Source organism: Alishewanella sp. HH-ZS, from assembly GCF_001704375.1.
In the GTDB taxonomy this organism is placed as follows: domain Bacteria; phylum Pseudomonadota; class Gammaproteobacteria; order Enterobacterales; family Alteromonadaceae; genus Alishewanella; species Alishewanella aestuarii.
In genome coordinates, this window is sequence record NZ_LZEJ01000020.1 from 44,951 (window position 1) to 67,254 (window position 22,304).

Genomic DNA, 22,304 nt, shown 5'->3' on the forward strand with positions numbered 1-22,304 from the left:
GCCTGACTTATACCGTGAAGCTTTCGCCGCAACCGCACTCGCCGTTAACATTCGGATTATTGAATTTAAAGCCTTCGTTCAGCCCTTCTTTGACAAAGTCGAGCTGAGTACCATCGATATAGACCAGGCTTTTGCCATCGACCACCAGCTTCAGACCATGATCTTCGAATACCTGATCATCTTCATTCAGCTCATCCACAAATTCCAGTACGTAAGCCAGACCAGAGCAACCGGTGGTTTTAACACCGACCCGCAGCCCGACACCCTTGCCCCGGTTTTGTAAAAAACTGCCTACCCGCTCGGCGGCAGCAGCTGTCATCGAAATTGCCATCTGGCCTTAGCCTCCGCGCTTTTGTTTGTAATCAGCAATAGCGGCTTTAATGGCGTCTTCAGCCAAGATCGAGCAGTGAATTTTTACCGGTGGCAACGCCAGCTCTTGCGCTATGTCGGTATTTTTAATCTGCTGGGCTTCGTCCAGTGTTTTGCCTTTCACCCATTCGGTTACCAGTGAACTGGAGGCAATAGCACTGCCACAACCATAGGTTTTAAACTTGGCATCTTCAATCACGCCCTGTTCGTTAACCTTAATTTGCAGCTTCATTACGTCACCGCAAGCGGGTGCGCCGACCATACCGGTGGCAACACTGGGATCGTCTTTAGCGAAAGAACCAACGTTACGTGGGTTTTCGTAGTGATCAATTACTTTGTTACTGTATGCCATGATAATTACCTCTCTGCTGGCGTGCGCTTAGTGAGCGACCCAGGCTACAGTGTTTAAATCAATACCGTCTTTGTACATATCCCACAGCGGCGACATTTCACGCAGCTTGGCGATGGCCTCATGTACAATCTTGATGGTGTGGTCGATCTGCTCTTCAGTAGTAAAACGGCCGATACTAAAACGAATTGAACTATGCGCCAACTCATCTGACAGCCCCAAAGCCCGCAGCACATAAGATGGCTCTAAGCTGGCAGAGGTACAGGCAGAGCCTGAAGACACAGCGATATCTTTTAGCGCCATAATCAGCGACTCACCTTCAACATAGTTAAAGCTGACGTTGGTAATATTCGGTACCCGAGCCTTGGCATCACCGTTTAAAAATACCTGTTCAATATCTTTAATGCCGTTCCACAAGCGGTCACGCAGTGCGGTGATACGCTGCTGCTCAGCGGCCATTTCTTCTTTGGCCAGGCGGAAGGCTTCACCCATCGCAACGATTTGGTGTGTCGCCAGGGTGCCTGAACGCATACCACGTTCATGACCACCACCATGGGTTTGTGCTTCTAAACGGATACGTGGCTTACGACGCACGAACAAGGCGCCAATGCCTTTAGGACCATAGGTTTTATGGCCGGAAAACGACATCAAATCGACTTTCAGCTGCTGCAGATCAATCTCAACCTTGCCGGTGGCCTGAGCGGCATCAACATGGAAAATAATGCCTTTGCTGCGACATAATTCCCCTATCGCCGCAACATCCTGCACCACGCCAATTTCATTATTGACCATCATAATGCTGACCACAGTGGTATCCGGGCGCATCGCCTGTTCCAGCTTAGTCAGATCAACCAGACCATTGGCTTCGACGTCCAGATAAGTCACGTCAAAGCCTTCACGCTCTAACTGGCGCATAGTATCCAACACGGCTTTATGCTCTGTTTTGACGGTGATCAGGTGTTTTCCTTTTTTATGGTAAAACTCGGCGGCACCTTTAATTGCCAGGTTATTAGACTCGGTCGCGCCTGAGGTGAAGACAATTTCACGCGGATCGGCATTTACCAGCTCAGCAATTTGACTGCGGGCAATTTCTACCGCTTCTTCAGCCTGCCAGCCAAAACGATGCGAACGTGACGCCGGGTTACCAAACTGGCCGTCCATGGTCAGGAATTGCATCATTTTCTCCGCAACCCGTGGATCAACCGGGGTGGTCGCAGCATAGTCTAAATAAATGGGTAGCTTCATTCTTGGCTCCGTGTTGCGCTTATAGCTCACAGCTGACTTCAATATCCGTTGCCGGATTCTTAACTTTACGGCTTTGTTGCAAAGCGGTTTGCCGCACTTCTTCCTGATTGACCAGCTCTTCAAGGCTGATATTGGTCAGGAAGTCTTCAATTCGATGGCTCAGGTTGCTCCACAAGGTGTGGGTCAGACAGCGGGCACCGCCATGACAATCTGATTTGCCCTGACAACGGGTGGCATCGACCGACTCATCTACTGCCGCAATCACCGCAGAGACAGAAATCGCCGCCGCCGGCAGTCCCAGTTGATAGCCACCACCCGGACCACGCACACTGCTGACTAAGCCCTGCTTACGTAAGCGGGCAAACAACTGCTCAAGGTAAGACAAAGAAATACCTTGCCGCTCCGAGATATCAGCCAGGGGTACCGGGCCCTTTACGGCATGTAGTGCCACATCAAGCATGGCGGTAACAGCATAGCGGCCTTTGGAGGTTAAACGCATAGTCAACTCCTGTTGCAGAATGCTGCTATTGTACATTCCTGACTATTTTAGTCAAGTATAAACCTGACTAAAACAGTCAGGTATTAGGCACTGGCGCTCTCGTCTTCTTTACGCCGCTGCTCAGCAGCTCGTTGCTCTGCCAGCTTAAATTCGGCTTCGTCAATCTTCACCTGCGGCAACTCAGAACAGACATTGCCGCCCAGCTGATTGACGTTCTGACAAAGCTCGGTGACCTTGTTATCCAGAAAATGAATATGATCGAGTAAACTACCGATAGCATTGGCAACCGGATCCGGGTTATCAGCCGAGACTGCATAAGCATCAAAGCCAAACTTTTTCGCCATCTGCTGCCGCTGCGCTGAGGTTTCGGCATCGGCTTTCGCCACGATACGCCCCGGGATGCCAATAACGGTAGCACCGGCCGGCACATCTTTTACCACCACCGCATTCGAGCCGATTCGGGCATTTTCGCCAACATATAAGGGCCCCAACACCTTCGCACCGGCGCCAATGACCACCCCTTTCCCCAGGGTTGGATGGCGTTTGCCCGGGCTCCAGCTGGTACCGCCCAGCGTCACGCCGTGATACAGGGTGCAGTCATCGCCAATTTCAGCAGTTTCCCCGATCACTACGCCCATGCCATGATCGATAAAAAAACGCCTGCCAATCCGCGCGCCGGGATGGATCTCCACTCCGGTTAACCAGCGGCCAATGGTACTTAACCAGCGGGCCAGCCATTTCCAATTGGCTTGCCATAATTTATGGCTTAAGCGATGCAGCCAGATAGCATGCAAACCGGGATAGGTGGTTAATACCTCAAAAGTACTGCGCGCCGCCGGATCGCGATCAAATACACTGCGAATATCTTCTTTGATACCGGAAAACATGCCAATTACTCCTTATGAGTAGTCTGATCCACTTTTTCCAAGCGCAACATCGAGGTCAGGATACCGCGCAAAATATTATACTCAGCTTCTTCAGGTCGCGCCCGGGTGAATAACCGACGCAGCTTAGTCATCACCACCCCCGGATGCTGCTTAATAATAAAGCCGGTATGCGTCAGAGCCGTTTCCAGGTGCTGGAAAAAGTTCTCCATCTGTAACGAGGTCGGATAGGCAGTATTATCAGGTTCCGCTGTCGCCTCGCGCGCTGCCAGATACGCCATCCGCACTTCGTAGCAGAAAATTTGTACCGCCATCGCCAGATTCAGTGAGCTGTATTCCGGATTAGCCTCGATACAAACGTGGTAATTACACAGCTGCAATTCTTCGTTGCTCAAACCATTACTTTCGCGGCCAAATACCAGCGCCACCGGCGCGGTCTTAGCTTGCTGCACGGCTTTGATACCGCATTCACGGCTGGATAACATAGGCCAGCTCAGAGTACGGGAGCGGGCGCTGCTGCCTATCACCAGCGCACAATCAGCAATGGCTTGCTCCAGGGTGTCATAGGTTTGTGCCGCCGCCAGAATTTCACTGGCACCAGCCGCCAGCGCATAGGCCTGACCATCCGGTGCCGTCTTCGGCGCGACCAAACACAGCTGCGATAAGCCCATGGTTTTCATCGCCCGGGCGACCGAACCAATATTCCCGGTATGCGTCGTACCCACTAATACGACTTTAATCTGATCTAACATAGAGCGACCTGCACTAAAAAGGTCGGCTATTCTAACATAGCCAACAGGGGTTGTAGATTGAAATTTAGCAGTCTAGCCACCCAAACAATCAGAAGCAAGCCATTGCCAAAAGCCGCTGCATTTCGGCGGTTGCTTTGCTAAACTATCGCCACTTTTTGAAGGAGCTGTTGATGTTAACCCAACTGAGCCGAGTTCTGAGTCGCCCTACCCTGCTATTAAGCAGCCTGTTACTGTCATCTGCGGTGGTCGCGACCACCCCAATCGCCAGCCTGGAGCAGGCAATCAGTAATAACCCTCTGCGGTCTGCCGCCAATATGGCGCGCGATCAATACCGCAACCCGCTACCCACCCTGCAGTTTTTCGACGTTACCCCGCAAGCCACAGTGGTTGAGATCTCCCCGGGTGGCGGCTGGTATACCGAAATTCTGGCGCCGCTGCTCGCGGAGCAAGGGGTGTATTACGCCGCCCACTTTCCGGCCAGCGCCGAGGGCTATGGCCAACGCAGCCGGCAGGCCTTTGTGGAAAAGCTCTCTGCTAACCCGGCTTATAGTAAGGTAAAGCTAACCGAGTTTGCGCCACGCCCCGGTATTGAAATTGCCCCGGCGGGCAGTGCCGATGTCGTCCTGACGTTCCGCAATTTACATAACTGGTATATGGCCGGTGGTGAAGAGGCGATGCTAACAGCCTTTGCTCACTTTTACACAGCGTTAAAGCCGGGTGGCGTGCTGGGAATTGTCGAACATCGGTTGCCCGAAACCCAGCTGGATACTGACTGGACCCGCAGTGGCTATATGCCGGAAAGCCTGACTATTAAACTGGCGGAACAAGCTGGCTTTACGCTGGAAGCCCGTAGTGAGATTAATGCTAACCCGAAAGATACTGCCGATCATCCGGGTGGTGTCTGGACTCTGCCCCCAACCCTGCGGCTGGGTGAGCAGGATCGTGATAAATATCTGGCCATCGGTGAAAGTGACCGTATGACCTTAAAGTTTCGGAAACCTGCAACGCCCTGATCACGGGGCGTCCTGACTAAAACGGAAAAACTAATGAAAGTAATGGTAATAGGTGGCGGCGGCCGCGAACATGCTCTGGCTTGGAAAGCGGCACAATCACCTCTGGTAACTCAGGTGTTCGTGGCGCCGGGTAATGCCGGTACAGCCCTGGAAAGCAATTTGCAGAATGTGGCCATCGCCGCAGACGATGTCGATGCCCTGCTGGCCTTTGCACAGCAAGAGCAGATCGACCTCACTATTGTTGGGCCGGAAGCACCGCTGGCGAAAGGTGTCGTGGATCAATTCCGTGCTGCCGGCCTGGCGATTTTTGGCCCAACCCGTGCTGCCGCCCAGCTGGAGAGCTCTAAAGCCTTCGCGAAAGACTTTTTAGCGCGGCACCGGATCCCAACCGCCGCCTACCAGAACTTTACTGAAATCGCCGCGGCAAAAGACTATGTGCGCCGCCTGGGTACCCCCATTGTGATTAAGGCCGACGGTCTGGCTGCCGGTAAGGGCGTGATTATCGCCCTTACCGAAGCTGAAGCCTTCGCTGCAATCGACGATATGCTCAGTGGTAATAAGTTTGGTGATGCCGGCAGCCGGGTAGTGATTGAAGAATTCCTGACCGGTGAAGAAGCCTCCTTTATCGTGATGGTCGATGGTCAACATGCGCTGGCCTTCGCGTCGTCGCAGGATCACAAGGCACGTGATAATGCGGACAAAGGCCCGAATACCGGCGGTATGGGTGCCTATTCACCGGCTCCGGTGGTGACACCTGAGGTGCATGACTGGGTAATGCAACAGGTGATTTATCCGACGGTCCGCGGTATGGCGGCCGAGGGTAATGTGTTTACCGGCTTTCTGTATGCCGGCCTGATGATTGCGCCGGATGGCTCGGCAAAGGTACTGGAATTTAACTGCCGCTTTGGCGATCCGGAAACGCAGCCAATTATGTTGCGACTGCAATCCGATCTGGTGGCGCTGTGCCAGGCTGCTGTAGATGGGAAACTGGATCAGATGCAACTGGAGTTCAGTCCACAGGCCGCAGTGGGCGTGGTACTGGCCGCAGGTGGCTATCCGGATACCTATGCCAAAGGTAAGGTGATCGGCGGCCTGGAGCAAGCCGCGCTGTTACCAGGCAAGGTATTTCATGCCGGTACCGAGCTGAAAGACGGTCAGGTGCTGACTAACGGTGGTCGGGTACTCTGTGCTACTGCGCTGGGTGAGACTGTCACCGCCGCGCAACAAGCCGCCTATAAAATGGCTGGCGCGATTAGCTGGGAGCAACTGTATTATCGTACCGACATCGGTTACCGGGCAGTCGCGCGCGAACAACAAAAATAACCTTTAGCAAAAGTGTAAAAGGTGCTGCGGCACCTTTTTTTATCGGGATTGCAACATGAAAAAATCGTTATGGCTTAGCCTGGGTAGCCTGCTGTTGTTAACAGCCTGTCAGCAGGCTCCTGTTAGCTGCGAAGCCGCATCACATAGTATCGCGCAGGTTCAGGGCGGTGGATTAGAAAGCCCGCTACTCGGCCAACAGGTCAGTATTCAGGGCGTCGTGCTGGGCGTAGTCTATGCCGATGGCCCTATGCCCGGCCTGATGCTGCAAAGTCAGGTACCGGACCAGGATCCGCTGACGGCCGAAGGTATCTTTGTCGCGCTGAATAACGCCGGACAGTACCAGGTCGGCCAGTTGTTAAGCGTACGAGGTACTGTAGCCGAAGTCGAGCAGCTGACCAGCCTGATCGATGTTGAAGTGTTAAATGACTGTGGTAAGGCCGAACTGGCGCCGCTGAGTCTGACCCTACCCTTGCCAGCCGAGCTTAGTTGGGAAGCTTACGAGGGGATGTGGCTGCGGATCGAGCAGCCACTGGTAGTGACGGACAGCTATAATCTGGGTCGCTATGGTGAAATTATGTTGGCCGACCAGCGGCTGATGGTACCGACGCAGGTGGCAACACCAGGTGCCGCTGCACAGCAACTGGCCGCAGAAAATGACAGACGCAGTATTTTGCTTGATGACGGCCGTTATCAGCAAAATCCGGACCCGCTGCCATACCCGGACACCGGGCTCAGTGCTTATAACAGTTTACGGGTCGGCGATCAGGTACTGAATATTGAAGGGATCCTGCATCAGGATGAACGCGGTTACCGCTTGCTGCCAACAGCAAAACCCCGCTTTATCACGACTAACGCGAGGCCGGCTGCACCCGACAAAACCGCATCGGATGAACTACGTATCGCCAGCTATAACGTGCTGAATTTCTTTACCGGCCATGGTCAGGAAAATGCCTTCCCAACCCGGCGTGGTGCCCGTAATGCAGCAGAGTTAGCGCGCCAGCAAGCCAAGTTGGTGGAAGCGCTGCTGGCTCTGGATGCCGATATTATCGGCTTACTGGAGCTGGAGAATAATGGCTATGCCGAGGGCAGTGCCAGCGCGACCTTGTTAGCCGCCTTAAACGCACGCAGCAGCGAGCCGTATCAGCAGGTGGTACTCGCCGACGCACCGGGTAGCGACGATATTAAGGTTGGCCTGTTCTATCGGGCCAGCCGGGTAACAGCAGTGGGTCAGGCGGCCAGCCAAACTGCCGCACCCTTTACCCGTTTACATCGGCCACCGGTTGCGCAAAGCTTCCGGCATCACGCATCAGAGCAGGTGGTGACGGTGGCGATAAACCACTTTAAGTCAAAAGGCAGCTGTCCGAGAACCGGTAACGCCGATTACGCCGCGCAACGCGATCAGGGCGATGGCCAGGCCTGCTGGAATGCCGCCCGGGTTGAGGCAGCAACGGCGCTGCATCAGTGGTTAGCGACTACCCCAACCGGGGTAACCACGGCTTATCAGGTGATTATGGGTGATTTTAATGCCTACCGGCAGGAAGATCCGATCCGCTGGTTTGAACAACAAGGCTGGCAATATCTGGATGATGGTAAGGCAGCGTCTTATTCCTTTGTATTCAGAGGACAGAGCGGCTCACTGGACCACTTGTTAACGACGCCGGCGCTGGCAGAAAAGATGGTTAGCTTTACACATTGGCCGATTAATGCCGATGAGCCTGTGCTGCTGGATTACAGCACCCGTTTTAAACCCGCCAGTCAGCGTGAGCAACTGTTTGCGCCAAACCCGTATCGTTCCTCCGACCACGATCCGATTTTGGCGACCTTTCGCTTTTAAAGCCTTGCCAGTGCCAGCAGCATCAAGCTGATGGCACTGGCCATCGATGCCAACCAGATCAGGCTGCGCAGCGTCGCCCAGTTCAGCCAGTAACAGAACAGATAGCCGACTCGACAACCAACAAAACTCCAGGCCAACAGCTGCATCAGTGGTGTAACCTGCCCGACCGCCAGCACCATCAGCACGGCCACACTAAAGAACGCCAGCGCCTCAAAACTATTATAATGCGCCGCAGTGCAACGCTGACCGAAACCACTGAGTTGGCTTTGTTGCTGACGCGGATAATGATTGTCATAACCACCGGCGCGGTGCATAGCCCAAACCAGAGGCAGCTTTGCCAGATAAGGTAAAATGGCAATCAAAAATAACGGCATTAAGATGCCAGACATGCGAGGTTCTCCTGTTAAATTCCGGGTAATACCAGCTTGTACTTAAGCCAGCCATTTCGGATCAACAAAAAGGTGGGTTGCGTAAAGCCCTGTGGATCCGCTAAGGTACTTTTAATTCAGCTTCTGGTAAGTGTTATGTCGCATAAAAATCCTATCATTGCCGTTACCGGCTCCTCTGGCGCTGGCACCACCACCACCAGCAATGCCTTTAAGCATATTTTCCGCACCCTGGGCATTGATGCCGCCTTTGTTGAAGGCGACTGTTTTCATCGGTACAGCCGGCCGGAAATGGATGTCGCGATCCGTAAAGCGAAGGAAGAAGGCCGCTATATCAGTTACTTTGGTCCCGAAGCCAATGACTTTGGCGCCCTGGAAAACTTTTTTGCCAGTTACGCTGAAAATGGTACCGGCCGGATCCGTCACTATTTGCATACCTTTGACGAAGCGGTGCCTTATAACCAATTGCCCGGCACCTTCACGCCCTGGCAGGACCTGCGGCCAAATACCGATCTGCTGTTTTACGAAGGCTTGCATGGCGCCGCAGTGACGGAACAGCATAATGTCGCCCAGCATGTCGATTTGCTGATTGGGATGGTGCCGATCGTCAATCTGGAGTGGATCCAGAAAATTATCCGCGATACCTCAGAGCGCGGCCATAGCCGCGAGGCAGTGCAGGCCAGTATAGTCCGCAGTATGGAAGACTATTTTAATCATATTACGCCACAGTTCTCGCGCACCCATATCAACTTTCAGCGTGTGCCGACGGTCGATACCTCGAATCCTTTTAGTGCCAAGGATATTCCATCGCTGGACGAAAGCTTTGTGGTGATCCGCTTTCGCGGTATCAAGCATGTCGACTTTCCGTATTATTTGCAGATGATTGATGGCGCCTTTATGTCACGGGTTAATACGCTGGTGGTGCCTGGTGGCAAGATGGGGCTGGCAATGGAGCTGATCCTGACGCCACTGATTGAAGCGTTGATGCTAAAACGCCGGGATGCCCGCGGTCAGGGCTCCTTATTTAATATCTGAATTTAATATCTGGGCCTACGGGCGGCAAAAACAACACAGCCAGCATAACGCTGGCTGTGTAACTATCCGGTGTGACGCTTACTTAATTTCCGGCAGGTTACGGCCGTAAAAAATCTCTTTAATTTCACGGAACACTTTTTTCGAGATCTGTTTCTGCTCTTCCGGCGTCATCGAATCGGTGCCCATACCGAACAGGTAATTGTTTAAATCACCTTCTTTTAGCATCATCTTGGTATGGAAAAGGTTTTCCTGATAAACATTAACGTCAATCATCTGGAAAGCTTTCTTCGTATCCTCATCCATAAAGTTCTGGATTGAGGTGATCGGATGATCAATATAGTGTTTAGTACCACTGACGTCACGGGTAAAACCCCGCACCCGGTAGTCGATGGTGACCACGTCGGATTCAAAACTATGGATCAGGAAATTCAGTGCTTTTAACGGCGAAATAATACCGCAGGTCGACACTTCAATGTCAGCACGGAAAGTACAGATACCATCATGTGGGTGCACTTCCGGATAGGTGTGCACGCAGATATGGCTCTTATCCAGATGCGCCACCACCGCATCAGGCCGCGGTCCAGGGTTCTCTGAATTATCAGGATCAACCAGCACCGGCTCTTCGCTAACCAGAATAGTCACGCTGGCACCTTGTGGATCATAGTCCTGCCGGGCGATATTCAATATATTGGCGCCGATGATATCGACCACTTCAGTCAGAATATCTGTCAGGCGATCCGCGTTATACTGCTCATCAATATATTCAATATATTCCTGCCGATGCTGTTCCGTTTTGGCATAACAGATATCGTACAGACTAAAACTTAAACTTTTGGTCAGATTATTAAAACCATGCAGTTTCAGTTTTTCAAAAGGTTTAACCAATTTCTTTGCTCTCCGCTAACGACGCACCAGACGCCGCAGTTAACTTTCAGCCTGACCTTGCAGTCATTCTACTCATTCAGCCTGTTTAACACTGAACGAATGCGTTACCTTGACACTCTGAGCCAGCATAATCGAAACCGAACAGTACTTTTCTGCCGACAGGTTTACCGCCCGCTCCACCTGTTTTTCGCTTAAGTCGGTGCCGGTGACCACAAAATGCAAATGCAGCTTGGTGAACACCTTAGGCACAGTCTCTGCGCGCTCCGCAGACAATTGCACCTCGCAGTGCCGGACCTGTTGCCGTGCTTTTTGCAGAATACCCACCACATCAACCGAGGAGCAGGCACCGGCCGACATCAGTAGCATTTCCATTGGCGTGGGAGCAGTATTGCTGTCGCGATCGGCATCAAAAACCACGGCGTGGCCGCTGCCTGAACGCCCCAGAAAGGTCAGATTATTCACCCAGCTTACGGTAGCTTCCATCAGACTGTCTCAGCTCAAAAATAAGGCTCGATATTCTACGGAAAACTCGGTTAAGTCGCCAGCAAAATTATCAGCCGCACCGGGCTGCGTGGCCAGACTTAGAACAGTTTGAGCTTTGAAGGGGGCTGTTGCAGCGCTTAACGTGCCCTAATCAAACAGGGCAGCAATAGCGTTATCAAACAAATTTTTAATTAGCAGGGCAATTTCGTTAATCAGATCTTGCTGGTCCTGTGTGGCCGGCTTATCCAGCACGGAAGACAGGATCTCCTGAAAATCATACATAATGCCATCGACTTCACGGATAATCAGTGAGCGGTGGTTGGTTTCCAGTTCAGTGTGTTGGGTACAGAGGGTAATGATTTGTTCTGCAATCTTCTCTTCCAGCAGTACACCGATCGTTTTATTGGCCGGCGCAGTTGGACCTGTCGCGGTAAACAACGACAAATGCTCCGTTAAGAACTGGATCAGGTGTTCATAACCGGGTTTATCAATAACCATAGCCTACCTGTGCACCACTGATTGAGAAGCGACTGCCGGATAACTTGCCCGAACAGCGAAAGGATTTCAATCATTTAAGCAAATATTTGCCCGGAAAACAAATCGGAGCCTAAGCTCCGATTTATTTTGTCTTAAAACACCAGGCCAGGTGACAACTGTTCAGGTAACACCACCTGCTCAAGCTCCACTGACGCGACCGGATAAGCGCAGTAATCCGCCGCGTAGTAAGCACTGGCACGGTGATTACCGCTCTTACCAATACCACCAAATGGCGCCGCCGAGCTGGCACCGGTAATAGGCCGGTTCCAGTTTACGATACCAGCACGGATCCGTTTATAGAAGTGCTGATACAGCTCATAGCTATCGCTGAGTAAACCAGCCGACAGACCGAAGCTGGTGTGATTCGCCGCGGCAATGGCCTGATCAAAGTCATTGAAGCGGAATACCTTTAACAGCGGGCCAAAGTGCTCTTCGTCCGGGAACTCAGTGATGTCTGAGCATTCGATAATACCCGGCGTGACCAGCGCTTTCGCTGGATCCAGCTGTCGCAACTCCAGCAGTATCTTACCGCCTAGGGCGACTAACTGCTGCTGAGCCTTCAGCATACTTTGCGCCGCAGCTACCGAAATCATCGATCCCATAAAGGGTTGAGGCTGTGCATCGTACTCTCCAACCTGGATCTTGCTACTGACATCCAGTAAGCGCGCCAGAATCGCATCACCTTCGGCATTTGCCGGCAGATAAAGCTTACGGGCGCAGGTACAACGCTGGCCAGAGGTAATAAAGGCCGATTGAATAATGTCATGTACTGCCGCATCGATATTAGCGACATCCTTTACCAACAGCGGGTTATTGCCACCCATTTCCAGCGCCAGAATTTTTTCCGGCCGGCCGGCAAACTGCTGGTGCAGATAGTGACCGGTGCGGGAGCTACCGGTAAAAAACAGACCGTCGATGCCATCATCACTGGCCAGTGCCTTACCGGTATCCACTTCACCTTGCACCAGGTTGATCACCCCGGCCGGGATACCGGCTTCCTGCCAAATTTTTACCGTCAACTCGGCCACTTTCGGGGTTAGCTCAGAGGGTTTAAACACCACGGTATTGCCGGCTAACAGCGCAGGTACGATATGACCGTTTGGTAAGTGCCCCGGGAAATTATAGGGGCCGAATACGGCCACCACGCCGTGCGGTTTATGGCGCACAAAGGCACGCCCCTGCGGCATCGGGTTTTCTTTTACGCCGGTGCGCTCTTCATAGGCCCGTACCGAAATATCGATTTTACCGATCATCGCCGTCACTTCAGTGCGGCTTTCCCACAGCGCCTTACCGGTATCTTCAGCGATACAGGCGGCCAGGGCTTCTTTATGCTGATTCAACAGCTCGGCAAAGCGCTTTACCACACTGACCCGTTGTTCGAAACTCAGATCCGCCCAGCTATATTGGGCTTCACGCGCGGCAGCAACCGCGGCTGCCACCTGTTCACTGCTGGCGGCCTGCCCTTGCCAGATCAGCTGATTCTTAGCCGGATCGATCGATTGCATCGATTTACCGGTACCGGCCAGCCATTGACCATTAATAAACTGCACTGCCTGGTTCATCTGCTACTCCTGTGTTAAATTTTGCTCACCCGCACCCAGTCACCGGCAGCCACATTCAGTGCTGTCGCCAGCTCTGGCGGGATCATGATATGTTCCTGCTCCGGCGCTAAATTCAACTCAGCCCAGGATGCCCGAAAACCGTTTAACGACGTGTTGCTGATTAAACAGGGTTCGCCGGCGGCCACAGCGCCAATCTTTACCAGATAACGTTTACTGTCTCTGACCGTGCGGATCTGCTCTACCCGCGCTTCTACCGTCGGACCGGCATCAAAGATATCGACATAGCCACGGCAGGCAAAGCCTTCCGACTCCAGTAACGCCAGCGCCGGCCGGGTTTGCTCATGGACCTTACCAATCACCTGTTGTGCCGCCTTGCTAAGTAAACTGACATAGATCGGATACTTAGGCATCAGCTCGGCAATAAACTCTTTCTGACCAATACCGGTCAGATAGTCTGCGGTTGGGAAATCCAGCGCAAAAAAGTTTTCCTGCAGCCATTGCCAGAAAGGTGAATTACCCTGGCTATCGGACACCCCCCGTAACTCCGCGATCACCTTATCTGCAAAGCGCTGCCGGAACTCGGCCAGGAACAAAAAACGCATTTTCGATAACAAACGACCATTATGCTTCTGCCTAAAAGGGGTGCGCAGAAACAGCGTACAGAGTTCACTGACGCCAGTGTAATCGTTACACAACGTCAGAATATCTACTGTTTTGTAGACTCCCAACGAGCGGGAGCTATGCACTACCTTACCCAAATGATAATGGTAGAAGGCGTCATCCAGACCAACCGCGGCTTCCAGGGCACTGGTACCACAGATCTGGCCGGTCGTACTGTCTTCCAATACAAACAGATAGCCTTCATCCCCCGGGGCAGAGACCGTCTTGGCAAAAGACGCCTCCGAGCGGCTGATTTTGCGCATCAACAGCTCTTCATTCACCGGCAGGGACGTAAAGCCGTGACCGGACTCCACTGCCATCTGATACAGCGCCGGGTAATCATTCGCTCGGATCGGGCGAATTAACATCATGGTCGCTTACTCCATTTTTGCTCTATCCCATGGTCAGAGCGGCATCCCGCTGGATAGCCGCTGTTGTACCATGAGTCATTTTGCTTGCTTTAAAGTAATATGGTTATGGCAAACGAGGTTGCCGGCTCCGGTGCTCTTAGTGTCACCTTTGGAGCCTGTCAGATCAGGCGGCAGTAACTTGCTGCACCGCGGCTTCAAAGCGGCGCATACCTTCGCGGATCTCGTCTTCAGTAATCACCAGTGATGGCGCAAAACGCACCACCTCGGTGCCGGCAACCAGCGCAAATAAGCCCTGATCGGCCGCGGCCAGGAAGAAATCACGTGACCGTCCTTTATACTTTTCATTTAACACCGCACCCAACAGCATGCCTTTGCCACGCACCTCGGTAAACACCTGGTACTTTTCATTGATGGCTTGCAGACATTCACGGAAGATCTGCTCGTTCTTCAGCACGCCGCTTAATACTTCCGCGGTGTTGATAGTATCGATCGCCGCTTCAGCAACAGCACAGGCCAGCGGGTTACCACCATAGGTACTGCCATGAGTACCGACTTTCAGATGAGCAGCAATGGCAGTGGTCGTTAGCATAGCCCCTACCGGGAAGCCACCGCCTAGAGATTTGGCACTGGTCAGGATATCCGGCGTTACACCATAGTTCATATAGGCATAGAGCTTGCCGGTACGGCCAACGCCGGTTTGTACTTCGTCCATCACCAACAGGGCGTTATGCTGATCACACAGCTGGCGTAATCCCTGCAGAAACTCGGCCGTCGCCGGGATAATACCGCCTTCGCCCTGGATCGGCTCCACCACGATGGCACAGGTTTTATCGGAAATCAGTGCTTTAACACTATCCAGATTATTAAATTCTGCATGTAACACCGCGCCTGGCTTAGGACCAAAACCATCGGAGTACGATGCCTGACCACCCACAGTTACGGTAAAAAAGGTCCGGCCATGGAAGCTCTTAGCGAAAGAGATAATTTCGTTCTTATGCTCACCATGGGTATCCAGTGCCCAGCGCCGGGCCAGTTTAAAGGCCGCTTCGTTCGCTTCAGCACCAGAGTTACAGAAATAGACTTTTTCGGCAAAGGTCTGCTCAACCAGTTTCTTCGCTAACCGCAGCGCAGGTTCGTTCGTCAGCACGTTGCTCAGATGCCATAACTTATCGGCCTGGGTTTTCAGTGCATTAACCAGTGCCGGATGACAATGGCCGAGGCTGCTCACTGCAATACCGCCGGCAAAATCAATATATTCACGACCTTCCTGATCCCAGACGCGGGCGCCCTGACCTTTTACCGGGATCAATTTTGCCGGGGCGTAGTTGGGCACCATTACTTCGTCAAACAGCGCTCTGGTTACCTGAATATCAGCAGTCATTTTGTCGTGTCCTCTTCTTATGCGGGCGGGTACAAATTTGTAAGTGGGCCATAAAAGGGCCTTAAACGCATTATTACAGATTTAAAAGGCGTTGTCTTGCCCGGAAAAAGCCGTACAAGCCAGAAAATACAAGGCCTGCAGATAGATTTGCATAGGATTTGAATAACTAAGCGCTGGCTTGAGCAACTGTATTGGCTGCGATTGTCAGTCTAACGCAGCAGCCATCAGCGCTGGCGCAGAATTGGCTGCGGTTGACGACACAGCTTAAGCAGTCACTGCTAAAAAATTCGCCAACATGGTCCGACCATGTTCGGTCAAAATGGCTTCCGGATGAAACTGCACACCGTGTAATTGCAGTTCGGGCAGCCAAAGCCCCATCAGATCCCGCCAGCCATCCGGCTCAGGAGCGGTATAGGCAGTGTGAACAGCCGCAGCAGGTAAGGTCTCGGCAGCCACCACCAGCGAGTGGTAGCGGGTCACGCTAAGCGGGCTTGGCAGACCGGCAAACAGCGATTGCTGTTGGTGTTCAATCAGGGAGTTTTTGCCATGCATCACCTGACGCGCGCGCAGTACTTTCGCCCCTAACACCTGGGCAATCGCCTGATGGCCCAGACAAACGCCGAGGATCGGCAAGCTGCCGGCAAAATGTTCTATCGCTTTCAAACTGATACCGGCCTGATCCGGGTTGCCCGGGCCGGGTGAGATCACCAGATAATCTGGCGCCAGCTTACGGATTTGCGCCAATGACAGCTCGTCATTGCGTTTAACCAACACCTGCTGCCCCAGTGCCTGAAAATACTGCACCAGATTCCAGGTAAAGGAATCGTAGTTATCAATCATTAACAACATAACATGATTCCGTCGCTGTTACTCATGACAGGCAGCACGGCGTAAACGGTCCTGCACGGCTTCCCAGCCTGGGCTGTGCGGGGGCAGCTCGACCAGGATCTGCGCCACGCCTTGTTGATCGGCCAGAAATAACTGGTGATAAAGTTGTTGGCCGTAAGCTGCCGCACTGGCGGGTAACTGTTGCTGGTAACTAACCGCAGGTAATGGCAAGGCACTAAAATGCAGTACCGCAGTAGGCACGGTACTGTTGGCAAGCTGCGCTATTAATGCATCAGATGGCAACAAATAGACAGGGGTATTCGGCTGATAATGGGCACCGACATTACCGGACACTTTAACCTGGTGCTCGCGCGGTGTGCTGACGGCACACCCCAGCACCTGTTCCAGCTGCGCGGCCGTTATCGGCCCGCTGCGCAGGATCTGCGGCGGTGAAGTGGTTAAATCGACAATGGTCGACTCCAGACCATGCTCACACGGTCCGCCATCCAGCACGGCGGCAATTTTCCCGGCCATGCCATGCAGCACCTGAGCGGCACGGGTTGGACTGAGTTTCTTATAGGGATTGGCCGACGGCGCGGCAACCGCCAGTCTGGCTTGTTGCAACAACGACAGCAGTGCCGGATGTGCGGGCATCCGGATCCCGATCGTTTCCAGACCACCGGTCACCACAGTGCTGACTTGCGGCGCCTTTTTTAGCAATAGCGTCAGGGGGCCGGGCCAAAAGGCAGCGGCCAGCTGATAGGCACTTTGTGGGATCTGTACCGCAAACTGTTCCAGCATTTCAAGTGTTGGAATATGGACAATCAAGGGGTGATCCGCCGGCCGACCTTTGGCCTGAAAAATTTTCGCCACCGCATCGGCATCTGTCGCATTGGCCGCTAAACCATACACAGTTTCTGTTGGCACTGCCACCAACTCACCCTGCTGCAGCAGGGCTGCCGCCCGGCTGACATCTGCTGGCTGATCCGCAGCTAATAGCTCAGTTTTCATCAGATACTCTTTTCATCGGTTACCCGTACTATTTTAGGCGGTTTCACGCGCTATGGATTACATTGCGGGCAGTTGGCCGGATCGGCGAAACCGCTGCTATGCAAAAAGTCTTGCTGATAATCGCAGTAGCGACAGCAGGCACGTAGACCGCGGGGCTGCGACGTTGGCAGACCACAGTCGGCACAAGGTAAACCGGCTAACGGCAGCTCAGGCCAAAACCCCGGTTTATGGCAACGCGGGCAAAGTTGTTGCAGCCGTTGCCGCAAATTGTCGGCCGCCAACCGGATCACCTGCTGTCGCTCCGGACTGCAGTGGGCACGTAAGTCATATTCGAGCGTTACCGCGCCCTCGGCTAACCATTGCTCGCAGCACAACAGCGCCTGCGCCGGCGTTAATGCCTTTTCCAGGCGAGCTCCCTGCTTTACCAATAGCAGTTGTCCGTCGGGGATCGTGGGCAGTATAGTCTGTAACATGGCAGCTTCGGTAAGCTGCCAGCTACGGGCACTACAAAGTTGCTGTGCCACTGCAGTCACTGCCCAGCCCTCGTCAATATTGACACAGCAGAGCAACTCCTGATTCAGGGTACCCAGACCATAGGGGCCGGCATTAAAGCTGCCCTCACTGCCGATACCGATCGCCGAACCGGATAACTCTGCCGCGAGAGTTGCTTTGCGTAATGCGCATTCGGCCGCTGTCATAAAACGCGGCCGCTCACCAGCAAAACTGCCTAGCAAGTCGGTATCAAAACCGCTGACCGCCTGGATCTGCCAACCCAGCGCCGCCAGGGCTTCGGTCAGCAGCGGCACCTTGCCATGTTGGGTCAGAAAGGCGACCTGCTGCATCAGCGGAGCTCCGGCAACAACAGTAGCGCTTAGGGCGCCACAAAACCTACAGCAGCATTCACAGCTGCCAGGGTGCGGCTGGCATGCTCACGGGCTTTGGCGGCACCTTCGCGCATCACTTGCTGCATTAACGTTTGGTCGGCCCGGATGTCACGGAATTTTTGCTGTACCGGCTCAAGCAGGGCGATGACCGCATCAGCAACATCACCTTTTAAATGGCCGTACATCTTGCCTTCATACTCGGCTTCCAGTGCCGCCACCGTTTTACCGGTAACACCGCTGAGAATATTCAGCAGGTTAGCAACGCCTGGCTTGTTATCCAGGTCGAAATATACCCGTGGCGGATCTTCAGAGTCTGTAATGGCTTTTTTAAATTTCTTGCTGATCATCTTTGGATCTTCCAGCAAGCCGACGAAGTTCCAAGGGTTGTCATCCGATTTTGACATCTTTTTGGTCGGTTCCTGCAGGCTCATCACCCGGGCAGCCACCTGAGGGATAAAAGGTTCCGGCACCGTAAAGATGTCACCATGCAGCGCATTAAAGCGCAGCGCGACATCACGCGCCAATTCCAGATGCTGCTTCTGATCGTGACCTACAGGGACCTGATTCGCCTGATACAGCAGGATATCGGCCGCCATCAGCACCGGATAGGTAAACAGACCGGCATTCACATTGTTGTTATGCCGCTCTGACTTATCTTTAAACTGGGTCATCCGGCTCAGCTCACCAAACTGGGTGTAGCAGTTCAGCACCCAGGCCAGCTGGCTATGCTCAGGGACATGCGATTGCAGAAAAACAGCTGAGCGCTTTGGATCAATACCACAAGCCAGATACAGCGCCAGACTGTCCAGCGAGGCACTGTGCAGTGCTGCCGGCTCCTGCCGCACAGTAATCGCATGCAGATCGACAATGCAATACAGACAGTTGTAGTCATCCTGCATCTGATCCCACTGCCGCAGTGCGCCCAGATAGTTACCGATAGTCAGTTGTCCGGATGGCTGGGCGCCACTGAGTACTATGGGTTTACTGCTCATGCTGTGCATAATCCTGTGTTAAGTTCGAAAAAAAGAGCGCTATTATACATTAACCGGCTACCGCTGCCAGTTGCTGCCGCATCTGTGCGATAGTCGCAGCATAATCCGGGCTGTTAAAAATGGCCGAACCGGCAACAAACATATCCGCGCCGGCAGCAGCAATCTCACCAATATTCGCTACCGTGACCCCACCATCAATTTCCAGCCGGATTGGCAAGCCACTGCGATCAATCAGCTGACGCACTGCGGCCAGCTTATCAAGCGTTGCCGGAATAAACTTCTGACCGCCAAAACCGGGGTTAACCGACATCAGTAACACCACATCGACCTTATCCAGCACATAGTCTAGGTAACTGAGTGGCGTTGCCGGATTAAATACCAGGCCGGCCTGACAGCCATGGTCTTTGATCAGTTGTAGGGTACGGTCGATATGTTTAGAGGCTTCCGGATGGAAGGTAATAATACTGGCGCCGGCCTTGGCAAATTGCGGCACCAGGCTATCTACCGGCTCAACCATCAGATGCACATCGATGGGCGCGGTAATACCATAGTTACGCAGCGCCTGACACACCATAGGCCCTATCGTCAAATTCGGCACATAGTGATTGTCCATCACATCAAAGTGCACTACGTCAGCACCGGCGGCCAATACCTTGTTCACATCTTCGCCCAGACGGGCAAAATCGGCTGATAGTATAGAGGGAGCAATTAAGTAAGGTTGCATAGCACAGGTTTCCCGATCCAAAACCCAGACTTTACTCAATTCTGGCACAGAAAGCAGCCAAGGCCGCTGATGATTGCACAAAAATCAGGCAGCACTGCACCAGCAAGCAGCAGTATAAATGGTAATACTGGTCAATAACTATAATAAACTACTGTTATATATCAACTTTATAATCTGGCATATATCTTGGAATTCCTTTGCTGAATCCAATCTAAGGGGAATAACAATGACATCGATCAAAAAATGCACTGCGGCCGGTTTATCCGGTTTATTGTTAACAGCCAGCCTGGCCAGTGCGCAGGCACAAGCGGTTGAAGTCAGTGGTGATGTGACCTTTGTTTCTGATTACGCCTTCCGTGGTATCTCACAAACCGAAGAAGCGCCGGCATTACAAGGTGGCTTAACCCTGGCCGTTGACAGTGGTTGGTATCTGTCGGTTTGGGGCTCCAGCGTCGATTTTGGTGGTCAGGGCACACTGGAGCTGGACGTGCTGTTTGGCTGGAGCGGTGATATCGCCGAGGGCTGGAGCGCTGATGTTGGTATTATGCGTTATGGCTACCCTAACACCGAATTCGAAGGGTCGAACTTCTGGGAACTCTATGGTTCGGTAAGCTATCAGGATTTGACGCTGGGCCTGGCTTACAGCGATGACTACTACGGCAATAGCGGCAAGTATTACTATGTCTATGCCGGCTATAGTTTAGCGCTGACAGATAACCTGAGTGTGGATTTCCACGTCGGTCATAATGAGTTCTCGGATGACAGCTCATCCAGCTATCTGGATTACGGCGTAACGCTAAGCACCGAAGTACTGGGGCTGGGATTATCACTGGCTTACGTCGACACTGATATCAAAGATTGTAACCTGTGTGACAGCCGGGTGATCTTTGGCGTTTCCAAAGCATTCTAACGGCTAAAGCCTGTCATCTGTCGCCAGCACCAGCGTCTAATAATTAATCAGCTTGTGTCTGGCGAAAGAATCTACTATCATTAGAGCTCTGCATCAGGTTAACAGGAATTAACATGAAACTAACCAAAACAAGCAAGTCTCTGCTTCTGGCAGGCGGCATCATGCTTGCTTTTGTAGTTTGGCAGCTGGACGCTGAAAAGATCTGCTCACCCTCAACCCAAGCAAGCTGTCAGGATATCCAGCATAACTGGCTAAATTGGCTTTCTGGTAACAGCCGTTCGACACAATTTCACTTTGTCGATTTTCTGGAACTGGTAAGTCGACTGCTACCTGCCAGTTCACCAAAAAGCTGACATGACTGCGGCGAAACCCAGCTTCAAGCAGGTGCTTAAAGCGGTTTTCGGTGCTTTTATCGGGGTACAATCTGAGCAACAGCGACAGCAAGACTTCCAAAGCCAAAGCGCTGTACCTTATATCCTGACCGGTATCTTTGCTGCGCTCTGTTTCGTCGCCCTACTGTTATTAATCGTGTTTCTCGTGCTGCGCTAACGCCGGATAATAAGCGAACAACTCCTGCACCTTACCCCGACCCTGACCATTTTGGCTGATCGAACGCCCTACTGCGATGCTGGTCAGCCGTGCCTGTTGATATATTTTGCGGGTCCAGGTGGTGTCATGATTACTAATCAATACATTACAACCACGTAACTGGGCTTGTTCGGCTAAAATCGCCAGCTGAGCCTGATCATCCAGACTAAAACCCTGACGGGCATAGCTGGTAAAGCTGGCTGTTTTACTCAGGGGTACATAAGGCGGATCGCAATACACGGCATCGCCGCTTTGCAAATCGGTAAAGACTTGTTGATAACCCAGGCAGCTGAATACCGCACGCTGCGCCTTTTCCGCAAAGAAATACAGTTCTGCTTCCGGAAAATACGGCTTCTTGTAACTGCCAAAGGGCACGTTAAATTTACCGCTGAGATTATAGCGGCAAAGTCCATTATAGCCATGGCGGTTCAGGTAAAGAAATAACAGCGCGCGCTGATAAGGATCTTGCAGCTCATTAAATTGCTTGCGCAGCGCCAGATAACTGTCTTTGGTATTTGCACTGGCGACAAACAGACTTCTGGCGTCCGCTATATAGCGTTCAGCATCATGCTGTAAGGTCTTATAAAGTGTAATTAAATCGGCATTAATGTCATTTAGCCGGTAGCGCGGATAGTCGGTATTTAAGAACACCGAGCCCGCCCCGACGAACGGTTCGACCAAACAAGCTGCGCCCGGCAATTGTTGCTCAATCTGACTAACCAGGTTGAACTTACCGCCGGCCCATTTCAAAAATGCCCGACTTTTCTGTTGCACTTTTGCCGGCATTTTTACTGGCTCT

26 protein-coding genes are annotated in these 22,304 nt (G+C 52.6%); 7 read left to right on the plus strand and 19 right to left on the minus strand.

Translation table 11 applies throughout. The features are described 5' to 3' along the window. Positions 1 to 7 precede the first annotated feature (7 nt). The 6 genes from iscA to trmJ all read right to left on the minus strand — a co-directional run bounded on the left by iscA (position 8) and on the right by trmJ (position 4,098). Positions 8 to 331 (minus strand): iron-sulfur cluster assembly protein IscA, encoded by a 324-nt coding sequence (gene iscA / locus A9165_RS09570; RefSeq protein ID WP_008608980.1) that lies wholly within the window; start codon positions 329 to 331, stop codon positions 8 to 10. A 6-nt stretch (positions 332 to 337) separates the two neighbouring features. Further along, positions 338 to 721 carry a Fe-S cluster assembly scaffold IscU gene (gene iscU, locus A9165_RS09575; protein ID WP_008608981.1) on the minus strand — a complete coding sequence of 128 codons (384 nt, stop codon included), beginning with the start codon at positions 719 to 721 and terminating at the stop codon, positions 338 to 340. Between the two features lie 27 nt (positions 722 to 748). Next, positions 749 to 1,963, minus strand: a complete 1,215-nt coding sequence (locus A9165_RS09580; RefSeq protein WP_065955706.1) for an IscS subfamily cysteine desulfurase — start codon at positions 1,961 to 1,963, stop codon at positions 749 to 751. Positions 1,964 to 1,982: 19 nt separating this feature from the next. After that, positions 1,983 to 2,462: a Fe-S cluster assembly transcriptional regulator IscR gene (gene iscR / locus A9165_RS09585; protein WP_065955732.1), complete on the minus strand. Its 480-nt coding sequence runs from the start codon at positions 2,460 to 2,462 to the stop codon at positions 1,983 to 1,985. A gap of 83 nt (positions 2,463 to 2,545) precedes the next feature. Next, complete coding sequence (gene cysE, locus A9165_RS09590) at positions 2,546 to 3,349, minus strand: serine O-acetyltransferase (protein ID WP_008608985.1); 804 nt, start codon at positions 3,347 to 3,349, stop codon at positions 2,546 to 2,548. 5 nt (positions 3,350 to 3,354) lie between these two features. Continuing rightward, on the minus strand, positions 3,355 to 4,098 hold the full coding sequence (trmJ, locus tag A9165_RS09595) for a tRNA (cytosine(32)/uridine(32)-2'-O)-methyltransferase TrmJ (RefSeq protein WP_065955707.1): 744 nt from the start codon (positions 4,096 to 4,098) through the stop codon (positions 3,355 to 3,357). A gap of 170 nt (positions 4,099 to 4,268) precedes the next feature. Between trmJ and A9165_RS09600 the strand changes: the two genes are divergently transcribed. From A9165_RS09600 to A9165_RS09610, 3 genes are read left to right on the plus strand one after another with little or no spacing between them, the layout of a single operon-like run. Continuing rightward, positions 4,269 to 5,111 carry a class I SAM-dependent methyltransferase gene (locus tag A9165_RS09600; protein ID WP_065955708.1) on the plus strand — a complete coding sequence of 281 codons (843 nt, stop codon included), beginning with the start codon at positions 4,269 to 4,271 and terminating at the stop codon, positions 5,109 to 5,111. Positions 5,112 to 5,144: 33 nt separating this feature from the next. Continuing rightward, positions 5,145 to 6,434, plus strand: coding sequence for a phosphoribosylamine--glycine ligase (gene purD / locus A9165_RS09605; protein ID WP_065955709.1), 1,290 nt, complete (start codon positions 5,145 to 5,147; stop codon positions 6,432 to 6,434). Between the two features lie 55 nt (positions 6,435 to 6,489). After that, complete coding sequence (locus tag A9165_RS09610; RefSeq protein ID WP_065955710.1) at positions 6,490 to 8,268, plus strand: ExeM/NucH family extracellular endonuclease; 1,779 nt, start codon at positions 6,490 to 6,492, stop codon at positions 8,266 to 8,268. Here the strand turns inward: A9165_RS09610 and A9165_RS09615 are convergent. Beyond that, the gene (locus A9165_RS09615) at positions 8,265 to 8,657 is read right to left on the minus strand and encodes an MAPEG family protein (RefSeq protein WP_065955711.1); all 393 of its coding nucleotides are present in this window, start codon (positions 8,655 to 8,657) and stop codon (positions 8,265 to 8,267) included. The two genes, A9165_RS09610 and A9165_RS09615, sit on opposite strands and share 4 nt — an antisense overlap. A gap of 135 nt (positions 8,658 to 8,792) precedes the next feature. On the opposite strand from A9165_RS09615, the gene A9165_RS09620 reads away from it, so the two are divergent. Continuing rightward, positions 8,793 to 9,689 (plus strand): phosphoribulokinase, encoded by an 897-nt coding sequence (locus A9165_RS09620; RefSeq protein ID WP_008608991.1) that lies wholly within the window; start codon positions 8,793 to 8,795, stop codon positions 9,687 to 9,689. A 78-nt stretch (positions 9,690 to 9,767) separates the two neighbouring features. Here the strand turns inward: A9165_RS09620 and speD are convergent, their stop codons facing one another. From speD to rpe, 11 genes are all read right to left on the minus strand, one after another. Beyond that, the gene (gene speD / locus A9165_RS09625) at positions 9,768 to 10,574 is read right to left on the minus strand and encodes an adenosylmethionine decarboxylase (RefSeq protein WP_065955712.1); all 807 of its coding nucleotides are present in this window, start codon (positions 10,572 to 10,574) and stop codon (positions 9,768 to 9,770) included. Positions 10,575 to 10,646: 72 nt separating this feature from the next. Continuing rightward, positions 10,647 to 11,057: an OsmC family protein gene (locus tag A9165_RS09630; protein ID WP_008950052.1), complete on the minus strand. Its 411-nt coding sequence runs from the start codon at positions 11,055 to 11,057 to the stop codon at positions 10,647 to 10,649. 147 nt (positions 11,058 to 11,204) lie between these two features. Further along, positions 11,205 to 11,555: a DUF3802 family protein gene (locus tag A9165_RS09635; protein ID WP_065955713.1), complete on the minus strand. Its 351-nt coding sequence runs from the start codon at positions 11,553 to 11,555 to the stop codon at positions 11,205 to 11,207. A 131-nt stretch (positions 11,556 to 11,686) separates the two neighbouring features. After that, positions 11,687 to 13,156, minus strand: coding sequence for a succinylglutamate-semialdehyde dehydrogenase (gene astD, locus A9165_RS09640; protein ID WP_065955714.1), 1,470 nt, complete (start codon positions 13,154 to 13,156; stop codon positions 11,687 to 11,689). A gap of 14 nt (positions 13,157 to 13,170) precedes the next feature. Beyond that, the gene (gene astA / locus A9165_RS09645) at positions 13,171 to 14,187 is read right to left on the minus strand and encodes an arginine N-succinyltransferase (RefSeq protein WP_065955715.1); all 1,017 of its coding nucleotides are present in this window, start codon (positions 14,185 to 14,187) and stop codon (positions 13,171 to 13,173) included. A gap of 163 nt (positions 14,188 to 14,350) precedes the next feature. Beyond that, positions 14,351 to 15,568 (minus strand): aspartate aminotransferase family protein, encoded by a 1,218-nt coding sequence (locus tag A9165_RS09650; RefSeq protein ID WP_065955716.1) that lies wholly within the window; start codon positions 15,566 to 15,568, stop codon positions 14,351 to 14,353. Between the two features lie 264 nt (positions 15,569 to 15,832). Continuing rightward, positions 15,833 to 16,417, minus strand: a complete 585-nt coding sequence (locus tag A9165_RS09655; RefSeq protein ID WP_065955717.1) for an aminodeoxychorismate/anthranilate synthase component II — start codon at positions 16,415 to 16,417, stop codon at positions 15,833 to 15,835. An 18-nt stretch (positions 16,418 to 16,435) separates the two neighbouring features. Next, on the minus strand, positions 16,436 to 17,407 hold the full coding sequence (locus A9165_RS09660; RefSeq protein WP_065955718.1) for an L-threonylcarbamoyladenylate synthase: 972 nt from the start codon (positions 17,405 to 17,407) through the stop codon (positions 16,436 to 16,438). 50 nt (positions 17,408 to 17,457) lie between these two features. After that, positions 17,458 to 18,249 (minus strand): DUF6671 family protein, encoded by a 792-nt coding sequence (locus A9165_RS09665; protein ID WP_065955719.1) that lies wholly within the window; start codon positions 18,247 to 18,249, stop codon positions 17,458 to 17,460. 29 nt (positions 18,250 to 18,278) lie between these two features. Continuing rightward, entirely contained in the window at positions 18,279 to 19,283 is a 1,005-nt protein-coding gene (gene trpS, locus A9165_RS09670) for a tryptophan--tRNA ligase (RefSeq protein WP_065955720.1), read from the minus strand. Positions 19,284 to 19,332: 49 nt separating this feature from the next. Continuing rightward, positions 19,333 to 20,007: a ribulose-phosphate 3-epimerase gene (rpe, locus tag A9165_RS09675; protein WP_065955733.1), complete on the minus strand. Its 675-nt coding sequence runs from the start codon at positions 20,005 to 20,007 to the stop codon at positions 19,333 to 19,335. Positions 20,008 to 20,233: 226 nt separating this feature from the next. On the opposite strand from rpe, the gene A9165_RS09680 reads away from it, so the two are divergent. The 3 genes from A9165_RS09680 (at position 20,234) to A9165_RS09690 (ending at position 21,466) form a co-directional block, all read left to right on the plus strand. Further along, complete coding sequence (locus A9165_RS09680; RefSeq protein ID WP_065955721.1) at positions 20,234 to 20,917, plus strand: TorF family putative porin; 684 nt, start codon at positions 20,234 to 20,236, stop codon at positions 20,915 to 20,917. A gap of 113 nt (positions 20,918 to 21,030) precedes the next feature. Then, positions 21,031 to 21,270 carry a hypothetical protein gene (locus tag A9165_RS09685; protein ID WP_065955722.1) on the plus strand — a complete coding sequence of 80 codons (240 nt, stop codon included), beginning with the start codon at positions 21,031 to 21,033 and terminating at the stop codon, positions 21,268 to 21,270. Position 21,271: 1 nt separating this feature from the next. Further along, a complete protein-coding gene (locus A9165_RS09690) occupies positions 21,272 to 21,466 on the plus strand; it encodes a DUF2970 domain-containing protein (RefSeq protein WP_065955723.1) in 195 nt (64 codons plus the stop codon). Here the strand turns inward: A9165_RS09690 and A9165_RS09695 are convergent. After that, positions 21,440 to 22,291, minus strand: coding sequence for a Dam family site-specific DNA-(adenine-N6)-methyltransferase (locus A9165_RS09695; RefSeq protein ID WP_176714610.1), 852 nt, complete (start codon positions 22,289 to 22,291; stop codon positions 21,440 to 21,442). The two genes, A9165_RS09690 and A9165_RS09695, sit on opposite strands and share 27 nt — an antisense overlap. Positions 22,292 to 22,304 lie beyond the last annotated feature (13 nt).